This is a genomic window from Mesorhizobium sp. GW821-FHT07A06 (assembly GCF_059419085.1).
On sequence record NZ_JBWKRC010000001.1, the window covers coordinates 279,618 to 294,947 of the forward strand.

A 15,330-nucleotide genomic window follows, 5' to 3' on the forward strand; every position below is an offset into this window, starting at 1 on the left:
AGGCATAGGGAAACCGGCAGACTTGGAAACGCATTGTCGGTTGCAGAGCAGCTCGAGGAATGAATATGACAGCGCCCGGCGATTTGCTGCAGGCACTTTTTCTGAGGCTCAAAACCGACAAGTCGTTGTCGGCGCTGCTCGGTGGCGCCGGGCTGCTCGAAAGGGCGGCCGACAATGCCGCGTTCCCTTATGTGACTTGTGGCCAGACCAGCGCCTTTGACTGGGATACCGGTGCCGAGAACAACGATGATCAGCTGATCACGCTGCACGTCTGGTCGAAAGCTCATGGTGAAGACGAAACCCTTGCCATCATGGCCGCCATCAAGACCCGCCTTGCCAACGCCGCTCTGGTGGTCGGCCGGCGCGGCAAGACACGCCTATCGCTCGAATTCACCGAGGCCCGTTACGACGAAGATCTCCTTGTCCATCACGGGCTGCTGCGGTTTCGTGCGCTGACACAGGAAAATGCCTGATACGCTTCCAATCTGACCGAAACGGAGTCTAGACTGGCGTTTTCGGGATTTCGTCGGGTTGGGGCGTCGAAATCACCATCGGGCGTCTCGCGTTTCAGGGGGAGTATCGGGCATGATTTTCGTGTCGATCACTGTTCATTTCACGTTCAGCACCGATGCGTTACAACGCCGACCATGAAAACGCTTCGCTCCCACTTTCGAACCGCGATCCTGGCGCTCTGTGCTGCCGGGCTGTTCGCGTCGCAGGCGACAGCGATGCCGGTGATCGCGCCAGACCAGACCAGCCCGATCGTCCTGGCCGCATCCGACTGCTACGCGATCGGCCAGCAGGTGGCAGAGCAGAATGGCGGAACGCTGGCCAAGGCCTCGCAGTCGACACGAGGCGGCCAGCCGGTCTGCGTCATCGTCGTGCTGGTGCCAGGTAAGGACGGACAGCGTCCGCGCCGTTCCGAGATCGTCGTCCCGCAGAACTGACCCAATGCCCGTCTTGCGGGCCACGTTTCCCAGGCCGCTGGAATCGGCCTATATCTGCCCAGTCTTCAATCTGACTAAGTCTTCAATCTGACCAAGCTCTTCAACAGGTGTCGATCTCCGCATGCGCGTACTCGTCGTCGAGGATGACAAGGATCTCAACAGGCAGATAGCCGACGCGCTGGTCGACGCCGGCTATGTCGTCGACCGCGCCTTTGATGGCGAGGAAGGCCATTTCCTCGGCGATACCGAGCCCTACGATGCCGTCGTGCTCGACATTGGCCTGCCGCAGATGGACGGCATCAGCGTGGTCGAGCGCTGGCGCCGAGGCGGCCGCAAGATGCCCGTGCTGATCCTGACGGCGCGCGACCGCTGGAGCGACAAGGTCTCCGGCATCGATGCTGGCGCGGACGACTATGTCACCAAGCCGTTCCATATCGAGGAGGTGCTGGCGAGGGTCAGGGCGCTGATCCGCCGCGCCGCCGGCCATGCCTCGTCGGAGCTCACCTGCGGGCCGCTGCGCCTCGATACCAAGGCGTCGAAGGCCGATGTCGACGGCGTGCCGCTGAAGCTGACCTCGCACGAATTCCGCCTGCTTGCCTATCTGATGCACCATATGGGCGAGGTCGTTTCGCGCACCGAACTGGTCGAGCATCTCTACGACCAGGATTTCGACCGCGATTCCAACACCATCGAGGTATTTGTCGGGCGGTTGCGAAAGAAGATGGGCATCGACATGATCGAAACCGTGCGTGGCATGGGCTACCGCATGCGTGAGCCGGAGGCGTAACTCGGAACCGATCAAACCAACCGCAAGGGCGCCGCTTTCGCTGCGTTTGTGGCCGCGTTCGCTGACGTTCCGCGTGATCGCCTTTTCCACTGTATGGGCGATCCTGACCCTTGTCGTCATCTTCACCCTGATCACCACGCTCTATCGCCAGGCCAGCGAGCGTGGCTTCGACAGCCTTTTGTCGGCGCATCTGTTCAACCTGATCGGTTCCATCGGGATTTCAGACACGGGAGCGCTCACCGGTGCTCCCGACCTCGGAGACCTCCGCTTTTCGGAGCCGAATTCGGGCTGGTACTGGTCGGTTGAGCCTGCCTCGGAAGGTGTGCATGGCGACCTTCACTCGTCGTCGATGACAAGCAAGATCCCGTCGCCGAGCGTGGCCGAGGTGCCCTTCAATGCCAGCTTCCAGCGTAGCTATGCGGCCGAAGGCATTGACGGCGAGCAACTCGAAGTGTTCGAGAGCGAATTCGTCCTCGACGCCAAGAACCGCGCCGCGCGGTTTCGTGTCATGGGCAACCAGAGCGAACTCGAACAGGAGATCGCCACCTTCCAGCGCCGCCTGCTGACCTATCTCAGCCTGTTCGGCGTCGGCATGATCGCGATCAACGCGATCGCCATTCTGCTCGGCTTGCAGCCGCTGCGCAGGGTCAGGAACGCGCTTGCCATGGTGCGCGAGGGCACCGCACAGAGGCTCGACGGCCGCTTCCCGGCTGAGATCGAACCGTTGGCCAACGAAACCAACGCCTTGATCGAGAACAACAAACGCATCGTCGAGCGCTCGCGAACCCAGGTCGGCAATCTCGCCCATTCGCTGAAGACGCCGCTTGCCGTGCTGCTCAACGAGGGTAGGGCGCTTGGCGGCGCCAAGGGACAATTGATCGCCGAACAGGCCGCCTCGATGCAGAAGCAGGTCGACCATTACCTGCAGCGCGCCCGCGTCGCTGCGCAGCGCGACAGCGTCGTCTATCGCACGCCGGTGGCGCCGCTGGTCCAGCGCATGGTGCGGGTCTTGCAGAAGCTCAACCCGCAGACCGGCCTGTCGCTGTCGCTGCCGGCCACCGAGATCGTCTTTGCCGGAGAGCGCGAGGACCTTGAGGAACTGCTTGGCAATCTTCTCGAAAATGCGATGAAATGGGCAAAAAGCGCCGTGTCGGTCTCGGTTGCGTCCCTGGCCGGCAAGGATGACATTTTTTTCGAGATCATCATCGAGGATGACGGCCCGGGCATCCCCGAGGACAAGGCGCGCGACGCGCTGAAGCGCGGAAGGCGCCTGGACGAGACAAAACCGGGAACAGGTCTGGGGCTTGCCATTGTCGCCGACCTTATCAACGAGTATGGAGGCGTACTGGCGCTCGAACGGTCCGACATGGGCGGGCTGAAGGCGGTGGTGCGATTGCGGAGCCTCCAGTAATGCTACTCAGGGCCGATCGGCAGCGATGGACGGCGCATATCATGGCGGCATATCGATTGATCCCGGAGCGGTCTGCAGCGGCCAAATTTCCGACAAATATCAATACTATGGCCACGCCTACTTCTCCGATGACGCGGCCCCCGGCGCATCCATGGCAGGCTCCAATTCAAGAAAATCGGTTGTTGGCATGAAGATTCGCGTCGCGCTCGTTTCCGCCCTCCTGGCCGTGTCCGGCTGCACCACCTTGAGCGGCAAGGGCCCGACGTTGGCGCCGACACCGGCGTCGACGCCTCCGGCGAGTGGCAAGGTTACCAAATCGATCATTTCGGCGATGGGTGGCGGTCTCATTGGCGGTTCGATCGGCGCCGGCCTCAGTGAATCCGAAAAGCGCAGCGCTCTCGAGGCGGAATACAAGGCGCTCGAATATACGACGAGCGGCCAGAAGGTGGCGTGGAAGGGCGATCAGGCATCCCGCTATGGCGAAGTCGTTCCGGCCCAACCTTATCGCGTCGGTTCGCAGGATTGCCGCCAGTACACGCAGACCGTCTTCACTGGTGGAGCCGGCGTCACGGCGCGCGGAACCGCTTGCCGCAACGCCGACGGCAGCTGGACGCCGCTGACCTGAGAGCTGCATGCCGCCCAAAAGTGCGCAGCGGTTTTGGGACAACGGCATGCATAAGGCGTAGATGCATGTCGCCCAAAGCGCGCGGCGGTTTGGGACAACGACACGAACAAAACAAAGATCGGATCGGCTCCGATTGGAATCTGGCCGGTTGATGTCGATCAAGGACATTCGGTGCACCGACCGTCAAAGCGTCGCAGGATGCCCGTGTTGGCAGGGCAAGGCTCTGCCGTTATTGGAAGAACCATGCTGTTCTGGGTCATAGCCGCGATACTGACGCTCGGTGCGAGCCTGGCGGTGCTGCTGCCGCTGGCCGGAGGCGCCATGGGCGCGTCGTCGAGCGGCGATCACGATCTGGAAGTCTATCGCGATCAATTGTCCGAGCTTGACCGTGATGTCGCACGCGGCTTGATCCAGCCGGCTGAAGCGTCCGAGGCGCGCGCCGAGATCGCGCGCCGCATCCTTCGCCTCGACAATGCGGATGCGGCCGGCAAGACGACGGCCGGGCATGCTTTTTTCAACGCAAGACTTGTCGCGACAGTGGCCGTGCTGGCTGTGCCGCTGGTCAGCTGGGGTCTCTACAGCCAGATTGGCTCGCCCGATTTGCCGTCGCAGCCGCTCAGCGAGCGGTTGACCAAGAATCCGGCCGACAGCTCGGTCGACGAACTGGTTGCGCGGGCCGAGGCTCACCTTGCCGCCAATCCTTCCGACGGCCGGGGATGGGATGTGCTGGCCCCGATCTATCTGCGTATGCAGCGCTTTTCCGAGGCGGTGGCGGCGTACCGCAACGCCATCCGCCTCGACGGAGACAGCGCGGTTCGCCAGGCCGGCCTCGGCGAGGCGATCGCCGGTGCGGCGGGCGGCATTGTTTCCGCCGATGCCCAGGATGCCTTCGAGGCGGCGCTCAAGCTCGATCCGGCCAACGCGAAAGCCAGCTTCTATCTGGCCATGGCCTTGGCGCAGGAGGGGCGAAACAAGGACGCGGTGACGGCCTGGCAAACCATGCTTGGCACCTTGCCGCCCGACTCGCCTTGGCGCGACGCCGTCGAGCAGGCGCTGGCCAAGGCCGCCAGCCCCGAAGTCGCTTCCGGCGCGGACGCGAAAGGCCCCGAAGCCGTGGATGTCGACGCGGCTTCGTCCATGTCGCCGCAGGATCGTGAAGCCATGATCAACACGATGGTCGCCGGCCTCGATGAAAAACTGCGGCAAAATCCGCGTGACCCGGAAGGATGGATGCGGCTCGTTCGTTCCTATGTCGTGCTGGGCAAGGCCGATCAGGCGCGCGGGGCGCTGGGGCGCGCCATTGCCGTCTTTGGCGCCGGCAGTGATGAAGCCAAGAAATTCACCGCCTTTGCCGCCTCGCTCGGCCTGGCGGCGACGGAGTAGAACGTGTCATGACACGCAAGCAGAAGCGGTTGTCGGTGATTGTCGGTGGGTTGGCTTTCCTGGGCGCCGCCACCGGTCTGACCTTCTACGCGCTTGGCCAAAAGGCGTCCTATTTCTACATGCCGGCGGACCTCACCACCGCCAGTGTCCAGCCCGGCCAGCGCATCCGGCTCGGCGGTTTGGTCGAAAAAGGCACCGTCCAGCGCGGGCAGGGCGCGACAGTCGCCTTTTCCGTCACCGACACGCATAAATCGGTCAAGGTCACCTATACCGGCATCCTGCCTGATCTTTTTCGCGAGGAGCAGGGCGTCATCACCGAAGGCACTTTTGGCCCGGACGGGGTCTTTGTCGCCGACAGCGTGCTGGCCAAGCATGATGAGCGCTACATGCCCAAGGAGGTGGCCGACGGGCTGAAGGCCAAGGGCGTCTGGCAGGAGAGCAAGAGTGAGTGAGTCGGGCGGAAGGGCAGGGGTCAATCATGGTTGAAACCGGACATTTCGCACTGGTCCTGGCGTTCGCGCTTTCGCTGGTGCAGACGATCGTGCCCCTGTTCGGCGCGCGGCTCAACAACCAGCGCCTGATGGCTGTCGGCGGTCCTGTCACGATAACGGGTTTTGCGCTGACGGCGCTGTCCTTCGTCGCGCTGGCGGGCGCCTACGCGAACTCCGATTTTTCGGTGGCGAGCGTCTGGGAAAACTCGCATTCGCTGCAGCCGCTGATCTACAAGATCACCGGAACCTGGGGCAATCACGAAGGCTCGATGCTGCTCTGGGTGCTGATCCTGACCTTCTTTGGTGCCCTTGTCGCGGCTTTCGGCTCCAACCTGCCGGCAACGCTGCGCGCCAATGTGCTGGCCGTGCAGGGCGCCATTGGCGCTGCCTTCTTCCTGTTCATCCTTGCGACGTCCAATCCTTTCATCCGGCTCAACCCGGCGCCGATCGAAGGCCGCGATCTCAACCCGATCCTGCAGGATCTCGGCCTCGCCATTCATCCGCCGCTGCTCTATCTCGGCTATGTCGGCTTCTCGATCTGCTTCTCCTTCTCGGTCGCCGCCCTTATCGAGGGCCGCATCGATGCTTCCTGGGCGCGCTGGGTGCGCCCATGGACGCTGGTCGCCTGGATGTTCCTGACCGGCGGCATCGCGATGGGGTCCTATTGGGCCTATTACGAGCTCGGCTGGGGTGGTTTCTGGTTCTGGGACCCGGTTGAGAACGCCTCCTTCATGCCGTGGCTGGCGGGCACCGCGCTGCTGCATTCGGCCATCGTCATGGAAAAGCGCTCGGCGCTGAAGATCTGGACGCTTCTGCTCGCCATCCTCACCTTTTCGCTGTCTCTGCTCGGCACCTTCCTGGTGCGTTCGGGCGTGCTCACCTCGGTGCATGCCTTCGCCACCGACCCGACGCGCGGCGTCTTCATCCTGTGCATCCTGACGCTGTTCATCGGCGGCTCGCTGGCATTGTTCGCGCTGCGCGCCTCAAGGTTGACGGCCGGCGGACTGTTCCATCCAATCTCGCGTGAAGGCGCGCTCGTCCTCAACAATCTGTTCCTGACCACGGCGACCGCCACCGTGCTCGTCGGCACGCTCTATCCGCTGGCGCTGGAAGCGCTTACCGGCGGCAAGATCTCGGTCGGCGCGCCGTTCTTCGACCTGACCTTCGGCCCACTGATGCTGCCGCTTCTGGCCCTTGTGCCGTTCGGGCCGCTGCTCGCCTGGAAGCGTGGCGATGTCTTCGCCGCGGCGCAGCGCCTGATGGCTGCCTTCGCGCTGGCGCTGGCTGCGATGCTGGTCACTGGCCTGTTTATCGACGGCGCTTCGGTGTTCGCCGCCCTCGGCATCGGCCTTGCCGTCTGGCTCGTCGCCGGAGCCCTTACCGACCTTGCCGTCAAGTCCGGTGTCGGATCGGTTGCAGCGGCCGTCATGTTCAGGCGCTTCGTCGGCCTGCCGCGCTCGGTCTTCGGCACGGCATTGGCCCATCTCGGCCTTGGCCTGACGTTGCTCGGCATTGTCGCCACGCTGTCCTTCGGCACCGAGAAGATCCTTACCATGCGGGCCGGCGAGACGGTGGAATTGTCAGGCCATACGCTGCGTTTCGTCGGACTTTATCCGGCCCAGGGCCCGAACTACAGCGAGGATCGTGGCCGCTTCGAGCTGATCGGCGTCAGCGGCAGTCCTGTCGGCGAGATCAGTTCCGCCAAGCGCTTCTATCCGGTGCGGCAGACGACGACGACGGAGTCCGGTATCAAGACCCTTGGTTTTTCCCAGCTCTACATTTCGCTGGGCGATGAGGGCAAGGACGGGTCGGTGGTGGTGCGCCTGTGGTGGAAACCGCTGGTGACGCTGATCTGGGGCGGCGGCCTAGTGATGATGGCGGGTGCTGCCATGTCGCTGATGGACAGGCGCTTGCGTGTCGGCGCGCCGTCGCGGCGGCGCAAGCAGGCCGATGCCGTGGCGACCGCGAGCCTGCCATGAAGGCAAGGTTCTCCGTCGCATTGCTTGTCCTGATGCTGGCGTTCGGCTTTGCCGGCTCGGCGCTGGCGGTGAAGCCCGACGAGATGTTGGCCGATCCGGTGCTTGAGGCGAGGGCCCGGACACTCTCGGAAGGCCTGCGCTGCATGGTCTGCCAGAACCAGTCGATCGATGAATCCGATGCCGATCTTGCCCGGGACCTGCGTATCCTGGTGCGCCAGCGTCTCGTCGCCGGCGATACCGACCAGCAGGTGATGGACTATGTGGTGTCCCGCTACGGCGAGTTCGTGCTGCTGAAGCCGCGTTTCGATCTGCGCAACGCGTTGCTTTGGGGCACGCCTGTGCTGTTGCTGCTGATCGGGGGCGTCTTCATTGTACTCAGCGCACGGTCGCGCAGAGTCCTGGTGACCAAGTCCCTGTCTTCGGATGAACAGGCGGCATTGGACGCCATCCTTCGCCGCGACTGACGGCTGCTGGCGCCCGCCAACATTACCAAAGTTTCATGCGTCGGAAATGGCGCTGTAATGTGGGCCGCTCTAATTCTCTCTTCGAGGATGCCGATCAAGGCGCGTCCGTTTGAAAGAGGATACGAGACCCCATGAATATTGCCCCCAATTCATATTCCCGCACCCGCAAGCGTCTCCTGGCTGCTGCCGCGTCCATCGCCATTGCCGGCGCGATCGGTGTTGGCGCGTTGACCAGTGGAACCAGCCCCGTTCTGGCTGACGCAGTCCGCGTCGAGGCTCCGCAGGTTCCGAGCTTCGCCGATGTCGTGGAGCGCGTTTCGCCGGCCGTGGTCAGCGTCAAGGTCAAGGCCAAGATCCAGCCGACCGCAGATGATGGTTCCGACGACCAGGATGGCTTCGACAATCTTCCCAACAATCCGCAGTTGCGCCGTTTCTTCAAGGAATTCCGTGGCTTCGGCGACCAGGGCGGCCAGAATGAGGACGGCCACCGTCGCTTCGGTCATCGCGACCGCAACAATGACCAGCCACGCCCGGTGGCCCAGGGCTCCGGCTTCTTCATTTCCGAGGACGGCTATCTCGTCACCAACAACCATGTGGTCGAAGAAGGCACCGCCTTCACCGTGGTGACCAATGACGGCAAGGAACTCGACGCCAAGCTGGTCGGGACCGATCCGCGCACCGATCTCGCCGTACTCAAGGTCGATGGCGGCGGCAAGTTCACCTATGTCGATTTCGCCGACGATTCCAAGGTTCGCGTCGGCGACTGGGTGGTGGCCGTCGGCAATCCGTTCGGTCTCGGCGGCACCGTCACCGCCGGCATTGTGTCGGCGCGTGGCCGTGACATCGGCGCCGGCCCCTATGACGATTTCCTGCAGATCGACGCCTCGGTCAATCGCGGTAATTCGGGCGGCCCGACCTTCAATCTCAACGGCCAGGTGGTTGGCATCAACACCGCCATCTTCTCGCCCTCGGGCGGCAGCGTCGGCATCGCGTTCGATATTCCCGCCTCGACCGCCAAGCAGGTTGTCGGCGATCTGATGAAGAGCGGGGCGGTGCAGCGCGGCTGGCTCGGCGTCGAAATCCAGCCGGTCACGTCTGATATCGCCGAGTCGCTTGGCCTGAAGTCCAACAATGGCGCGTTGGTATCCAGCGCCCAGGACAACGGCCCCGGCAAGAAGGCAGGCATCACCGCTGGTGACGTCATCACCCAGGTCGATGGCAAGGACGTCGCGTCGCCGAAGGAACTCGCCCGTCTGATCGGTGCGTATTCGCCGGGCAAGTCGGTTGATGTCACCGTCTGGCGCGACGGCAAGAGCCAGACGGTCAAGGTCGATCTCGGCAAGCTGCCGGCCAGCGACAAGCAGGCTTCGAACGACCAGCAACAGCAGCCCGCCGCTCCGGCAAAGCCCGATTCGCTGGCCGATCTCGGCCTCACCGTCACCAAGTCCGAAAACGGCAAGGGCCTTGTGGTCACCGATGTCGATCCCGACAGCGATGCAGCCGACCGCGGCATCCAGCCGGGCGATATCATCACCGCCGTTAATTCGAACGAGGTGAACGGCACCGAGGACGTCACCAAGGCGATGACCGACGCGGTGAAGTCCGGCCGCAAGGCGGTGCTGATGCAGATCACCCGCGACAACACCAATCGGTTCGTCGCGCTGCCTGTCGCCAAGGGCTGACAACGACTTTTCCGATGCGGCGGTTTCAACACCCCCGAGCCGCCGCATGGGAAAGCATGGAGCCGGGTACGTTAGTCAGTCATCGTGCTCTCCTCCAGCGGCAGCGGGCCTCCCATCGCCCGCTGCCGCACATTCTGGACGCCGCCCAAAAACACTCGCCCGGACCTGGGACGAGAGGATGTGGTGATTTCAGGATCATGCCCGAAAGCAGGCATGTCCGGGATGAAGACCACCAGAGAACAAGATCGCGCGTGCTCTCGATCATCTTGATCGCGATGCGCTTTGGCAAAGGCTAAAATGCAGATGCCGGCTACTCAACCTTCCAGCGAAATCGCGTATAACGGCCCTATGAAGATTCTCGTCATAGAAGATGACCGCGAGGCCGCGGATTATCTGCAGAAAGCCTTCGCCGAGGCCGGTCATACCGCCCATGTCGCCGGCGACGGCGAAACCGGTTTCGCGCTTGCCGATGCCGGTGACTATGACGTGATGGTCATCGATCGGATGATGCCGCGTCGCGACGGCCTGTCGGTCATTGCCGGTCTTCGCTCCCGGGGCAACACCACGCCGGTGCTGATCCTGTCGGCGCTGGGCGAGGTCGATGACCGGGTCACCGGGCTGCGCGCCGGTGGCGACGATTATCTGACCAAGCCCTATGCATTCTCCGAGCTTTTGGCCCGCGTCGAGGTGTTGAACCGGCGCGCCAGCGCCAAGGAGGCCGAAACCGTCTACCGGGTTGGCGACCTCGAACTCGACAGGCTGTCGCATTCGGTACGCCGTGCGGCGCGCGAGATCACGCTGCAGCCGCGCGAATTCCGCTTGCTGGAATATCTGATGCGCCATGCCGGCCAGGTGGTGACGCGCACCATGCTGCTCGAGAATGTCTGGGACTATCATTTCGACCCGCAGACCAATGTCATCGACGTCCATGTCTCGCGGCTGCGCGGCAAGATTGAAAAAGGCTTCGACAAGCCGATCCTGCATACGGTTCGCGGCGCCGGCTACATGCTGAAGGGCGGCTAGGCGGCAGCATGGCGCTTTCCGTGCCCGCCATCATGAGGACGACGGCAGCGCGGCTCTCGGCGCTCTACCTTCTGCTCTTCGCGCTCTGCGCCGTGCTGCTTGTCTTCTACATGACCTCGCTGTCGGCGCGCATGCTGACGTCGCAGACACAGGAGACCATCAACGACGAAGTGCTCGGTCTTGCCCGGGCCTATCAGCGCGGTGGCCTGCCGGTTCTGGTCAGGGTGGTGGAGGCCCGATCGCGCCAGCCAGGCGCCAATCTCTATCTGATCGCCGACGCCAATGGCCAGATCCTGACCGGCAACGTGCAGAGCCTCGAACCGGGGGTGATCGACACCGAGGGCTGGACGACCGAGCCGTTCTCCTACAAACGCTTTGGAGAAGGCGAGCTTGACCGCCTGCGCAGCGGAACGACCGAACAGGCGACCCCTCCCGCAACTGGTGACAACGCGGCGCCGCAGACCGAAGGCGCGCAGGGCCACAACGCCATTGCACTGGTGCTGCGGCTGCCCAACCAGATGATCATGCTGGTCGGCCGCGACCTTGGCGAACCGGAACGTTTCCGCGCCGTCATCCGCCGTGCGCTGACGCTTGCGCTTGGCATGATGGGCCTGGGCGGCCTCCTGATCTGGTTCTTTGTCGGCCGCGCCGCGCTCAAGCGAATCGACAGCGTTTCGGAGGCCAGCCGCCGCATCATGGGCGGTGACCTGTCGGGCCGGCTGCCGGTGACCGGCGCCGGTGATGAGTTCGACCGGCTTTCGGAAAACCTCAACTCCATGCTGGCCAGGATCGCGACGCTCAACGAAGGCCTGAAGCAGGTTTCCGACAACATCGCGCATGACCTGAAGACGCCGCTGACCCGGCTGCGCAACCGGGCCGAAGCGACGCTTTCCGGCAAGCACAAGCCCGCCGATTATCGCCAGGCGCTGGAAGGCACTATCGCCGAGTCCGACCAACTGATAAAGACCTTCAACGCCATCCTGATGATCTCCCGTCTGGAGGCAGGATATTCGTCCGAACACACCACCCGTGTCGATCTGGCGGTGGCGGTTCGTGATGTCGTCGAACTCTATGAGCCGGTGGCGGAAGAAGCTGACGTTTCGCTCGAAGCCGAGACGAACGGCGCTTTTCTCGTCGACGGCAACCGCGAGCTCATCGGCCAGGCATTGTCCAACATCGTCGATAACGCCATCAAATATTCGTCGGATTCCACCTCCAAGCCGGCGGTTCGTGTGACGCTCGAGCGGACGCATGGCGAGATCAGGCTTTGTGTCGCAGATAACGGCCAGGGCATTCCGGACGATGCCGATCGCGCCCGGGCGACCGAACGTTTCGTGCGGCTGGAGAAGAGCCGTTCGCAGCCCGGTTCCGGACTTGGCCTCAGCCTTGCCAAGGCGGTCATGACTTTCCATTACGGGCGGCTTGATCTCCTGCCTGGCAATCCAGGACTATCCGTGGTCATGAGTTTCCCCGCACGGGAGGATCACTGATGGCTGCGGTCGCGAAACGGACGGTCACGGGCTGGCTGCTGAAGCCGGCGGTTAGGCTTGCCCCTCTCGATGATGGCCAGGCGCGACAGGAATTGGCCGACATTGTCGCGGCGGCACGCGAAGAAGGGCTGACAAGGCTGGCCAAATTCCTGACCGCCGAGGGGGAGGGCCAGGATTTCCTGGCTGCTGTCTTCGACCTCTCGCCGTTTTTGCGCGATACGGCGCGTCGCCGGCCGCAGATCCTGGATGCTCTTTTCGACCAGCCGGTCGAGGCCCGCCTGAAAGCGATCACCGACGCGATCGACCAGGCGCCACTGGCCGAGACAGTTTCCGAATCCAGCCTGATGATGGAACTGCGCCAGTGCAAGGCCGAGGCGCATTTCCTGATCGCGCTGGCCGATCTCGCCGGGGAGGCGGAAACGTCGCTGACGGTGCGGCGGCTGAGTGATCTTGCCGACGCATGCACCCGTGCGGCCGTCGATTTCCTGCTGCGCGACGCGCACGGCCAGGGCAAGCTCAGACTGCCTGATCTGGACAACCCCTCGCGGCAATCGGGTTGGATCCTGCTCGGCATGGGCAAGCTCGGCGCGCATGAGCTGAATTTCTCCTCCGACATCGATCTTGTCGTTTTCTTCGATCCGGAAGCGCCCGCCCTCGTCGATCCTCTCGACGCCACCGAGCTGTTTTCGCGGCTGACGCGACGGCTGGTGCGCATCCTGCAGGACCGCACCGAACACGGCTATGTCTTCCGAACCGATCTGAGGCTGCGCCCCGATCCCGGTTCGACCCCACTGGCGATCCCGGTCGAAGCCGCGCTGCGCTACTACGAAGCGCGTGGCCAGAACTGGGAACGCGCGGCGATGATCAAGGCGCGTCCGGTGGCCGGCGATCTGGCCGCGGGCGCCGCCTTTCTAAAGGAACTGCAGCCCTACATCTGGCGCAAATACATGGACTACGCGGCGATTGCCGATGTCCACTCGATCAAGCGCCAGATCCATGCTCACAAAGGGCACGGCGAGATCGCGGTGAAGGGACACAACGTCAAGCTCGGCCGTGGTGGCATCCGCGAAATCGAGTTCTTCGTCCAGACCCAGCAACTCATCGCCGGCGGCCGCTTTCCGGAACTGCGCGGCCGCGAAACCGTGCCGATGCTCGGCCAGCTTGCCGCACGCGGCTGGATCACCGCCGATGCGCGTGATGCGCTCGCCAGCCAATACTGGTTCTTGCGCCGTGTCGAACACGCCATCCAGATGGTGGCCGACGAGCAGACGCATACACTGCCGGAAGACGATGAGGGACTTGAGCGGATCGCCCATATGCTGGGCTTTGCCGATGCGGCTGCCTTTTCCCTGGCGTTCCGCGCCTCGCTCCAGCAGGTCGAACGCCACTATGCGGCGCTGTTCGAAACGGCACCCGAGCTTTCGGCGGGTATCGGCAATTTGGTTTTCACCGGCGATGTCGACGACCCCGACACACTGCAGACCTTGCACGGTCTCGGCTTCCAGCGGCCGAGCGACATCTGCCGTGTCATCCGCGGTTGGCACTTCGGGCGCTACCGCGTCACCCAGTCGGCGGAGGCGCGCGAGCGGCTGACGGAATTGACGCCGGCCTTGCTCAAGGCCTTCGGCCAGACGCGCCGGGCGGACGAAGCCTTGATCCGTTTCGACGAATTCCTTGCCGGCCTGCCTGCGGGCATCCAGCTGTTCTCGCTGCTGCAGTCCAACCCGGCACTGCTCAAGCTGATGGCGACGATCATGGGTGCGGCGCCGCGGCTTGCGGCGATCATCACGCGCCGGCCGCATGTGTTCGACGGCCTGCTCGACCCCGCTCTTCTCAGCGAATTGCCTGACCGCGCCTATCTCTCGGCACGTCTTTCCGCCTTCCTCGAAGGTGACAGGGTCTATGAGGAGGTGCTCGACCGGTTGCGCATCTTTGCCTCGGAACAAAAGTTCCTGATCGGGGTGCGGCTGCTCGCCGGTTCAATCGATCCGGCCCGGGCCGGCCGCGCCTTTTCCGATCTCGCCGATCTCACCATCGAGGCTGCCCTGCAGGCGGTGACCGCCGAATTCTCGGCGCGCCACGGCACGATCGCGGGCGGTGTGGTTTCGCTGCTCGGCATGGGCAAGCTCGGCAGCCGCGAATTGACCGCGGGGTCGGATGTCGATCTCATCCTGCTCTACGACCATGACGCGAACGCCGAGGATTCCGACGGCGACAAGCCGCTGGCGCCTTCCCACTACTACACCCGCATGACGCAGCGGCTGATCTCGGCGGTATCGGCACCGACGGCGGAAGGGGTGCTCTACGAACTCGACCTGCGGCTGCGGCCGTCCGGCAACAAGGGGCCGGTGGCCACCCATATCGATGCCTTCAAGAAATATCAGCGCCAGGAGGCCTGGACCTGGGAACACATGGCGCTGTCGCGGGCGCGCGCCATTGGCGGCGACGCCGGCCTGTGCGCCGAGGTCGAAGCGGAAGTTGCCGCCGTCCTTGGCCAGCCGCGCGACGCGGCGAAGGTTAAGACCGAGGCCGCGGATATGCGCTCCATGATCGAGAAGGAAAAGCCGGCGCGGGATCTCTGGGACATCAAGCTCATCCCCGGCGGGCTGATCGATCTCGAGTTCATCGCTCAGGTGGCTGTCATCACCGGGCAGGTCGAGGCCGGGCCGCGTTTCACCGGTACGGCCGAGATCTTGTCCCGCCTCGCACCTGGCTTCGCCGATGCCGGCGTCAGGCAGGAGCTTGGTGCCGCCTTCGCACTTTATCTGGCGCTGACCCAGATGACCCGGCTTTGTCTCACCGGACCGTTCGAGCGCGACGACGTTCCTCCAGGGCTTTCGGATCTGCTGCTGGCGGTTACCGACCTGCCGGATTTCGGCGTGCTGGAAGCCCACCTCAAGGAAACGTCGCAACAGGTCAGGAAGGACTTTGACCTTTTGCTTCGTGCCGGACGACCGTGAAGTAGCCGTCGAAGCATCGGACCCAAAAAGACCGGTTTGGGAAGATCCGATGCTCGAACAAAGAGATGGAGCGGCAACAGGATTGAAG

Annotated in this window: 13 protein-coding genes; all 13 read left to right on the forward strand. The window is 63.6% G+C overall.

Features of this window, described 5'->3' with window-relative positions; translation table 11 throughout:
- The first annotated feature begins 65 nt into the window (after positions 1–65).
- Complete coding sequence (locus tag AC07SZ_RS01325; protein ID WP_494913624.1) at positions 66–473, forward strand: DUF3168 domain-containing protein; 408 nt, start codon at positions 66–68, stop codon at positions 471–473.
- Positions 474–647: 174 nt separating this feature from the next.
- Complete coding sequence (locus AC07SZ_RS01330) at positions 648–947, forward strand: hypothetical protein (protein ID WP_494913038.1); 300 nt, start codon at positions 648–650, stop codon at positions 945–947.
- A gap of 121 nt (positions 948–1,068) precedes the next feature.
- Positions 1,069–1,734 (forward strand): response regulator transcription factor, encoded by a 666-nt coding sequence (locus AC07SZ_RS01335; RefSeq protein ID WP_056563567.1) that lies wholly within the window; start codon positions 1,069–1,071, stop codon positions 1,732–1,734.
- Positions 1,718–3,145 carry an ATP-binding protein gene (locus AC07SZ_RS01340; RefSeq protein WP_494913039.1) on the forward strand — a complete coding sequence of 476 codons (1,428 nt, stop codon included), beginning with the start codon at positions 1,718–1,720 and terminating at the stop codon, positions 3,143–3,145. The genes AC07SZ_RS01335 and AC07SZ_RS01340 overlap by 17 nt, the downstream gene beginning before the upstream one ends.
- 187 nt (positions 3,146–3,332) lie before the next feature.
- Positions 3,333–3,770: an RT0821/Lpp0805 family surface protein gene (locus tag AC07SZ_RS01345; RefSeq protein WP_056565594.1), complete on the forward strand. Its 438-nt coding sequence runs from the start codon at positions 3,333–3,335 to the stop codon at positions 3,768–3,770.
- Positions 3,771–4,013: 243 nt separating this feature from the next.
- Positions 4,014–5,153: a c-type cytochrome biogenesis protein CcmI gene (gene ccmI, locus AC07SZ_RS01350; protein WP_494913040.1), complete on the forward strand. Its 1,140-nt coding sequence runs from the start codon at positions 4,014–4,016 to the stop codon at positions 5,151–5,153.
- A gap of 8 nt (positions 5,154–5,161) precedes the next feature.
- Positions 5,162–5,605, forward strand: a complete 444-nt coding sequence (gene ccmE / locus AC07SZ_RS01355) for a cytochrome c maturation protein CcmE (RefSeq protein WP_056563557.1) — start codon at positions 5,162–5,164, stop codon at positions 5,603–5,605.
- A 26-nt stretch (positions 5,606–5,631) separates the two neighbouring features.
- Positions 5,632–7,623, forward strand: coding sequence for a heme lyase CcmF/NrfE family subunit (locus AC07SZ_RS01360; protein ID WP_494913041.1), 1,992 nt, complete (start codon positions 5,632–5,634; stop codon positions 7,621–7,623).
- Positions 7,620–8,087: a cytochrome c-type biogenesis protein gene (locus AC07SZ_RS01365; protein WP_494913042.1), complete on the forward strand. Its 468-nt coding sequence runs from the start codon at positions 7,620–7,622 to the stop codon at positions 8,085–8,087. The genes AC07SZ_RS01360 and AC07SZ_RS01365 overlap by 4 nt, the downstream gene beginning before the upstream one ends.
- 131 nt (positions 8,088–8,218) lie before the next feature.
- Positions 8,219–9,769 (forward strand): Do family serine endopeptidase, encoded by a 1,551-nt coding sequence (locus AC07SZ_RS01370; protein WP_056563547.1) that lies wholly within the window; start codon positions 8,219–8,221, stop codon positions 9,767–9,769.
- A 348-nt stretch (positions 9,770–10,117) separates the two neighbouring features.
- Positions 10,118–10,792: a response regulator transcription factor gene (locus AC07SZ_RS01375; protein ID WP_027041628.1), complete on the forward strand. Its 675-nt coding sequence runs from the start codon at positions 10,118–10,120 to the stop codon at positions 10,790–10,792.
- 8 nt (positions 10,793–10,800) lie between these two features.
- Entirely contained in the window at positions 10,801–12,282 is a 1,482-nt protein-coding gene (locus AC07SZ_RS01380) for a sensor histidine kinase (protein ID WP_494913043.1), read from the forward strand.
- Positions 12,282–15,242: a bifunctional [glutamine synthetase] adenylyltransferase/[glutamine synthetase]-adenylyl-L-tyrosine phosphorylase gene (locus tag AC07SZ_RS01385; RefSeq protein WP_494913044.1), complete on the forward strand. Its 2,961-nt coding sequence runs from the start codon at positions 12,282–12,284 to the stop codon at positions 15,240–15,242. Before AC07SZ_RS01380 ends, AC07SZ_RS01385 begins: the two co-directional genes overlap by 1 nt.
- Positions 15,243–15,330 lie beyond the last annotated feature (88 nt).

Coding starts and splice junctions, on each gene's coding strand:
- AC07SZ_RS01325 (WP_494913624.1), top strand. CDS start 66: ATGACAGCGCCCGGCGATTTGCTGCAGGCACTTTTTCTGAGGCTCAAA.
- AC07SZ_RS01330 (WP_494913038.1), top strand. CDS start 648: ATGAAAACGCTTCGCTCCCACTTTCGAACCGCGATCCTGGCGCTCTGT.
- AC07SZ_RS01335 (WP_056563567.1), top strand. CDS start 1,069: ATGCGCGTACTCGTCGTCGAGGATGACAAGGATCTCAACAGGCAGATA.
- AC07SZ_RS01345 (WP_056565594.1), top strand. CDS start 3,333: ATGAAGATTCGCGTCGCGCTCGTTTCCGCCCTCCTGGCCGTGTCCGGC.
- ccmI (WP_494913040.1), top strand. CDS start 4,014: ATGCTGTTCTGGGTCATAGCCGCGATACTGACGCTCGGTGCGAGCCTG.
- ccmE (WP_056563557.1), top strand. CDS start 5,162: ATGACACGCAAGCAGAAGCGGTTGTCGGTGATTGTCGGTGGGTTGGCT.
- AC07SZ_RS01360 (WP_494913041.1), top strand. CDS start 5,632: ATGGTTGAAACCGGACATTTCGCACTGGTCCTGGCGTTCGCGCTTTCG.
- AC07SZ_RS01365 (WP_494913042.1), top strand. CDS start 7,620: ATGAAGGCAAGGTTCTCCGTCGCATTGCTTGTCCTGATGCTGGCGTTC.
- AC07SZ_RS01370 (WP_056563547.1), top strand. CDS start 8,219: ATGAATATTGCCCCCAATTCATATTCCCGCACCCGCAAGCGTCTCCTG.
- AC07SZ_RS01375 (WP_027041628.1), top strand. CDS start 10,118: ATGAAGATTCTCGTCATAGAAGATGACCGCGAGGCCGCGGATTATCTG.
- AC07SZ_RS01380 (WP_494913043.1), top strand. CDS start 10,801: ATGGCGCTTTCCGTGCCCGCCATCATGAGGACGACGGCAGCGCGGCTC.
- AC07SZ_RS01385 (WP_494913044.1), top strand. CDS start 12,282: ATGGCTGCGGTCGCGAAACGGACGGTCACGGGCTGGCTGCTGAAGCCG.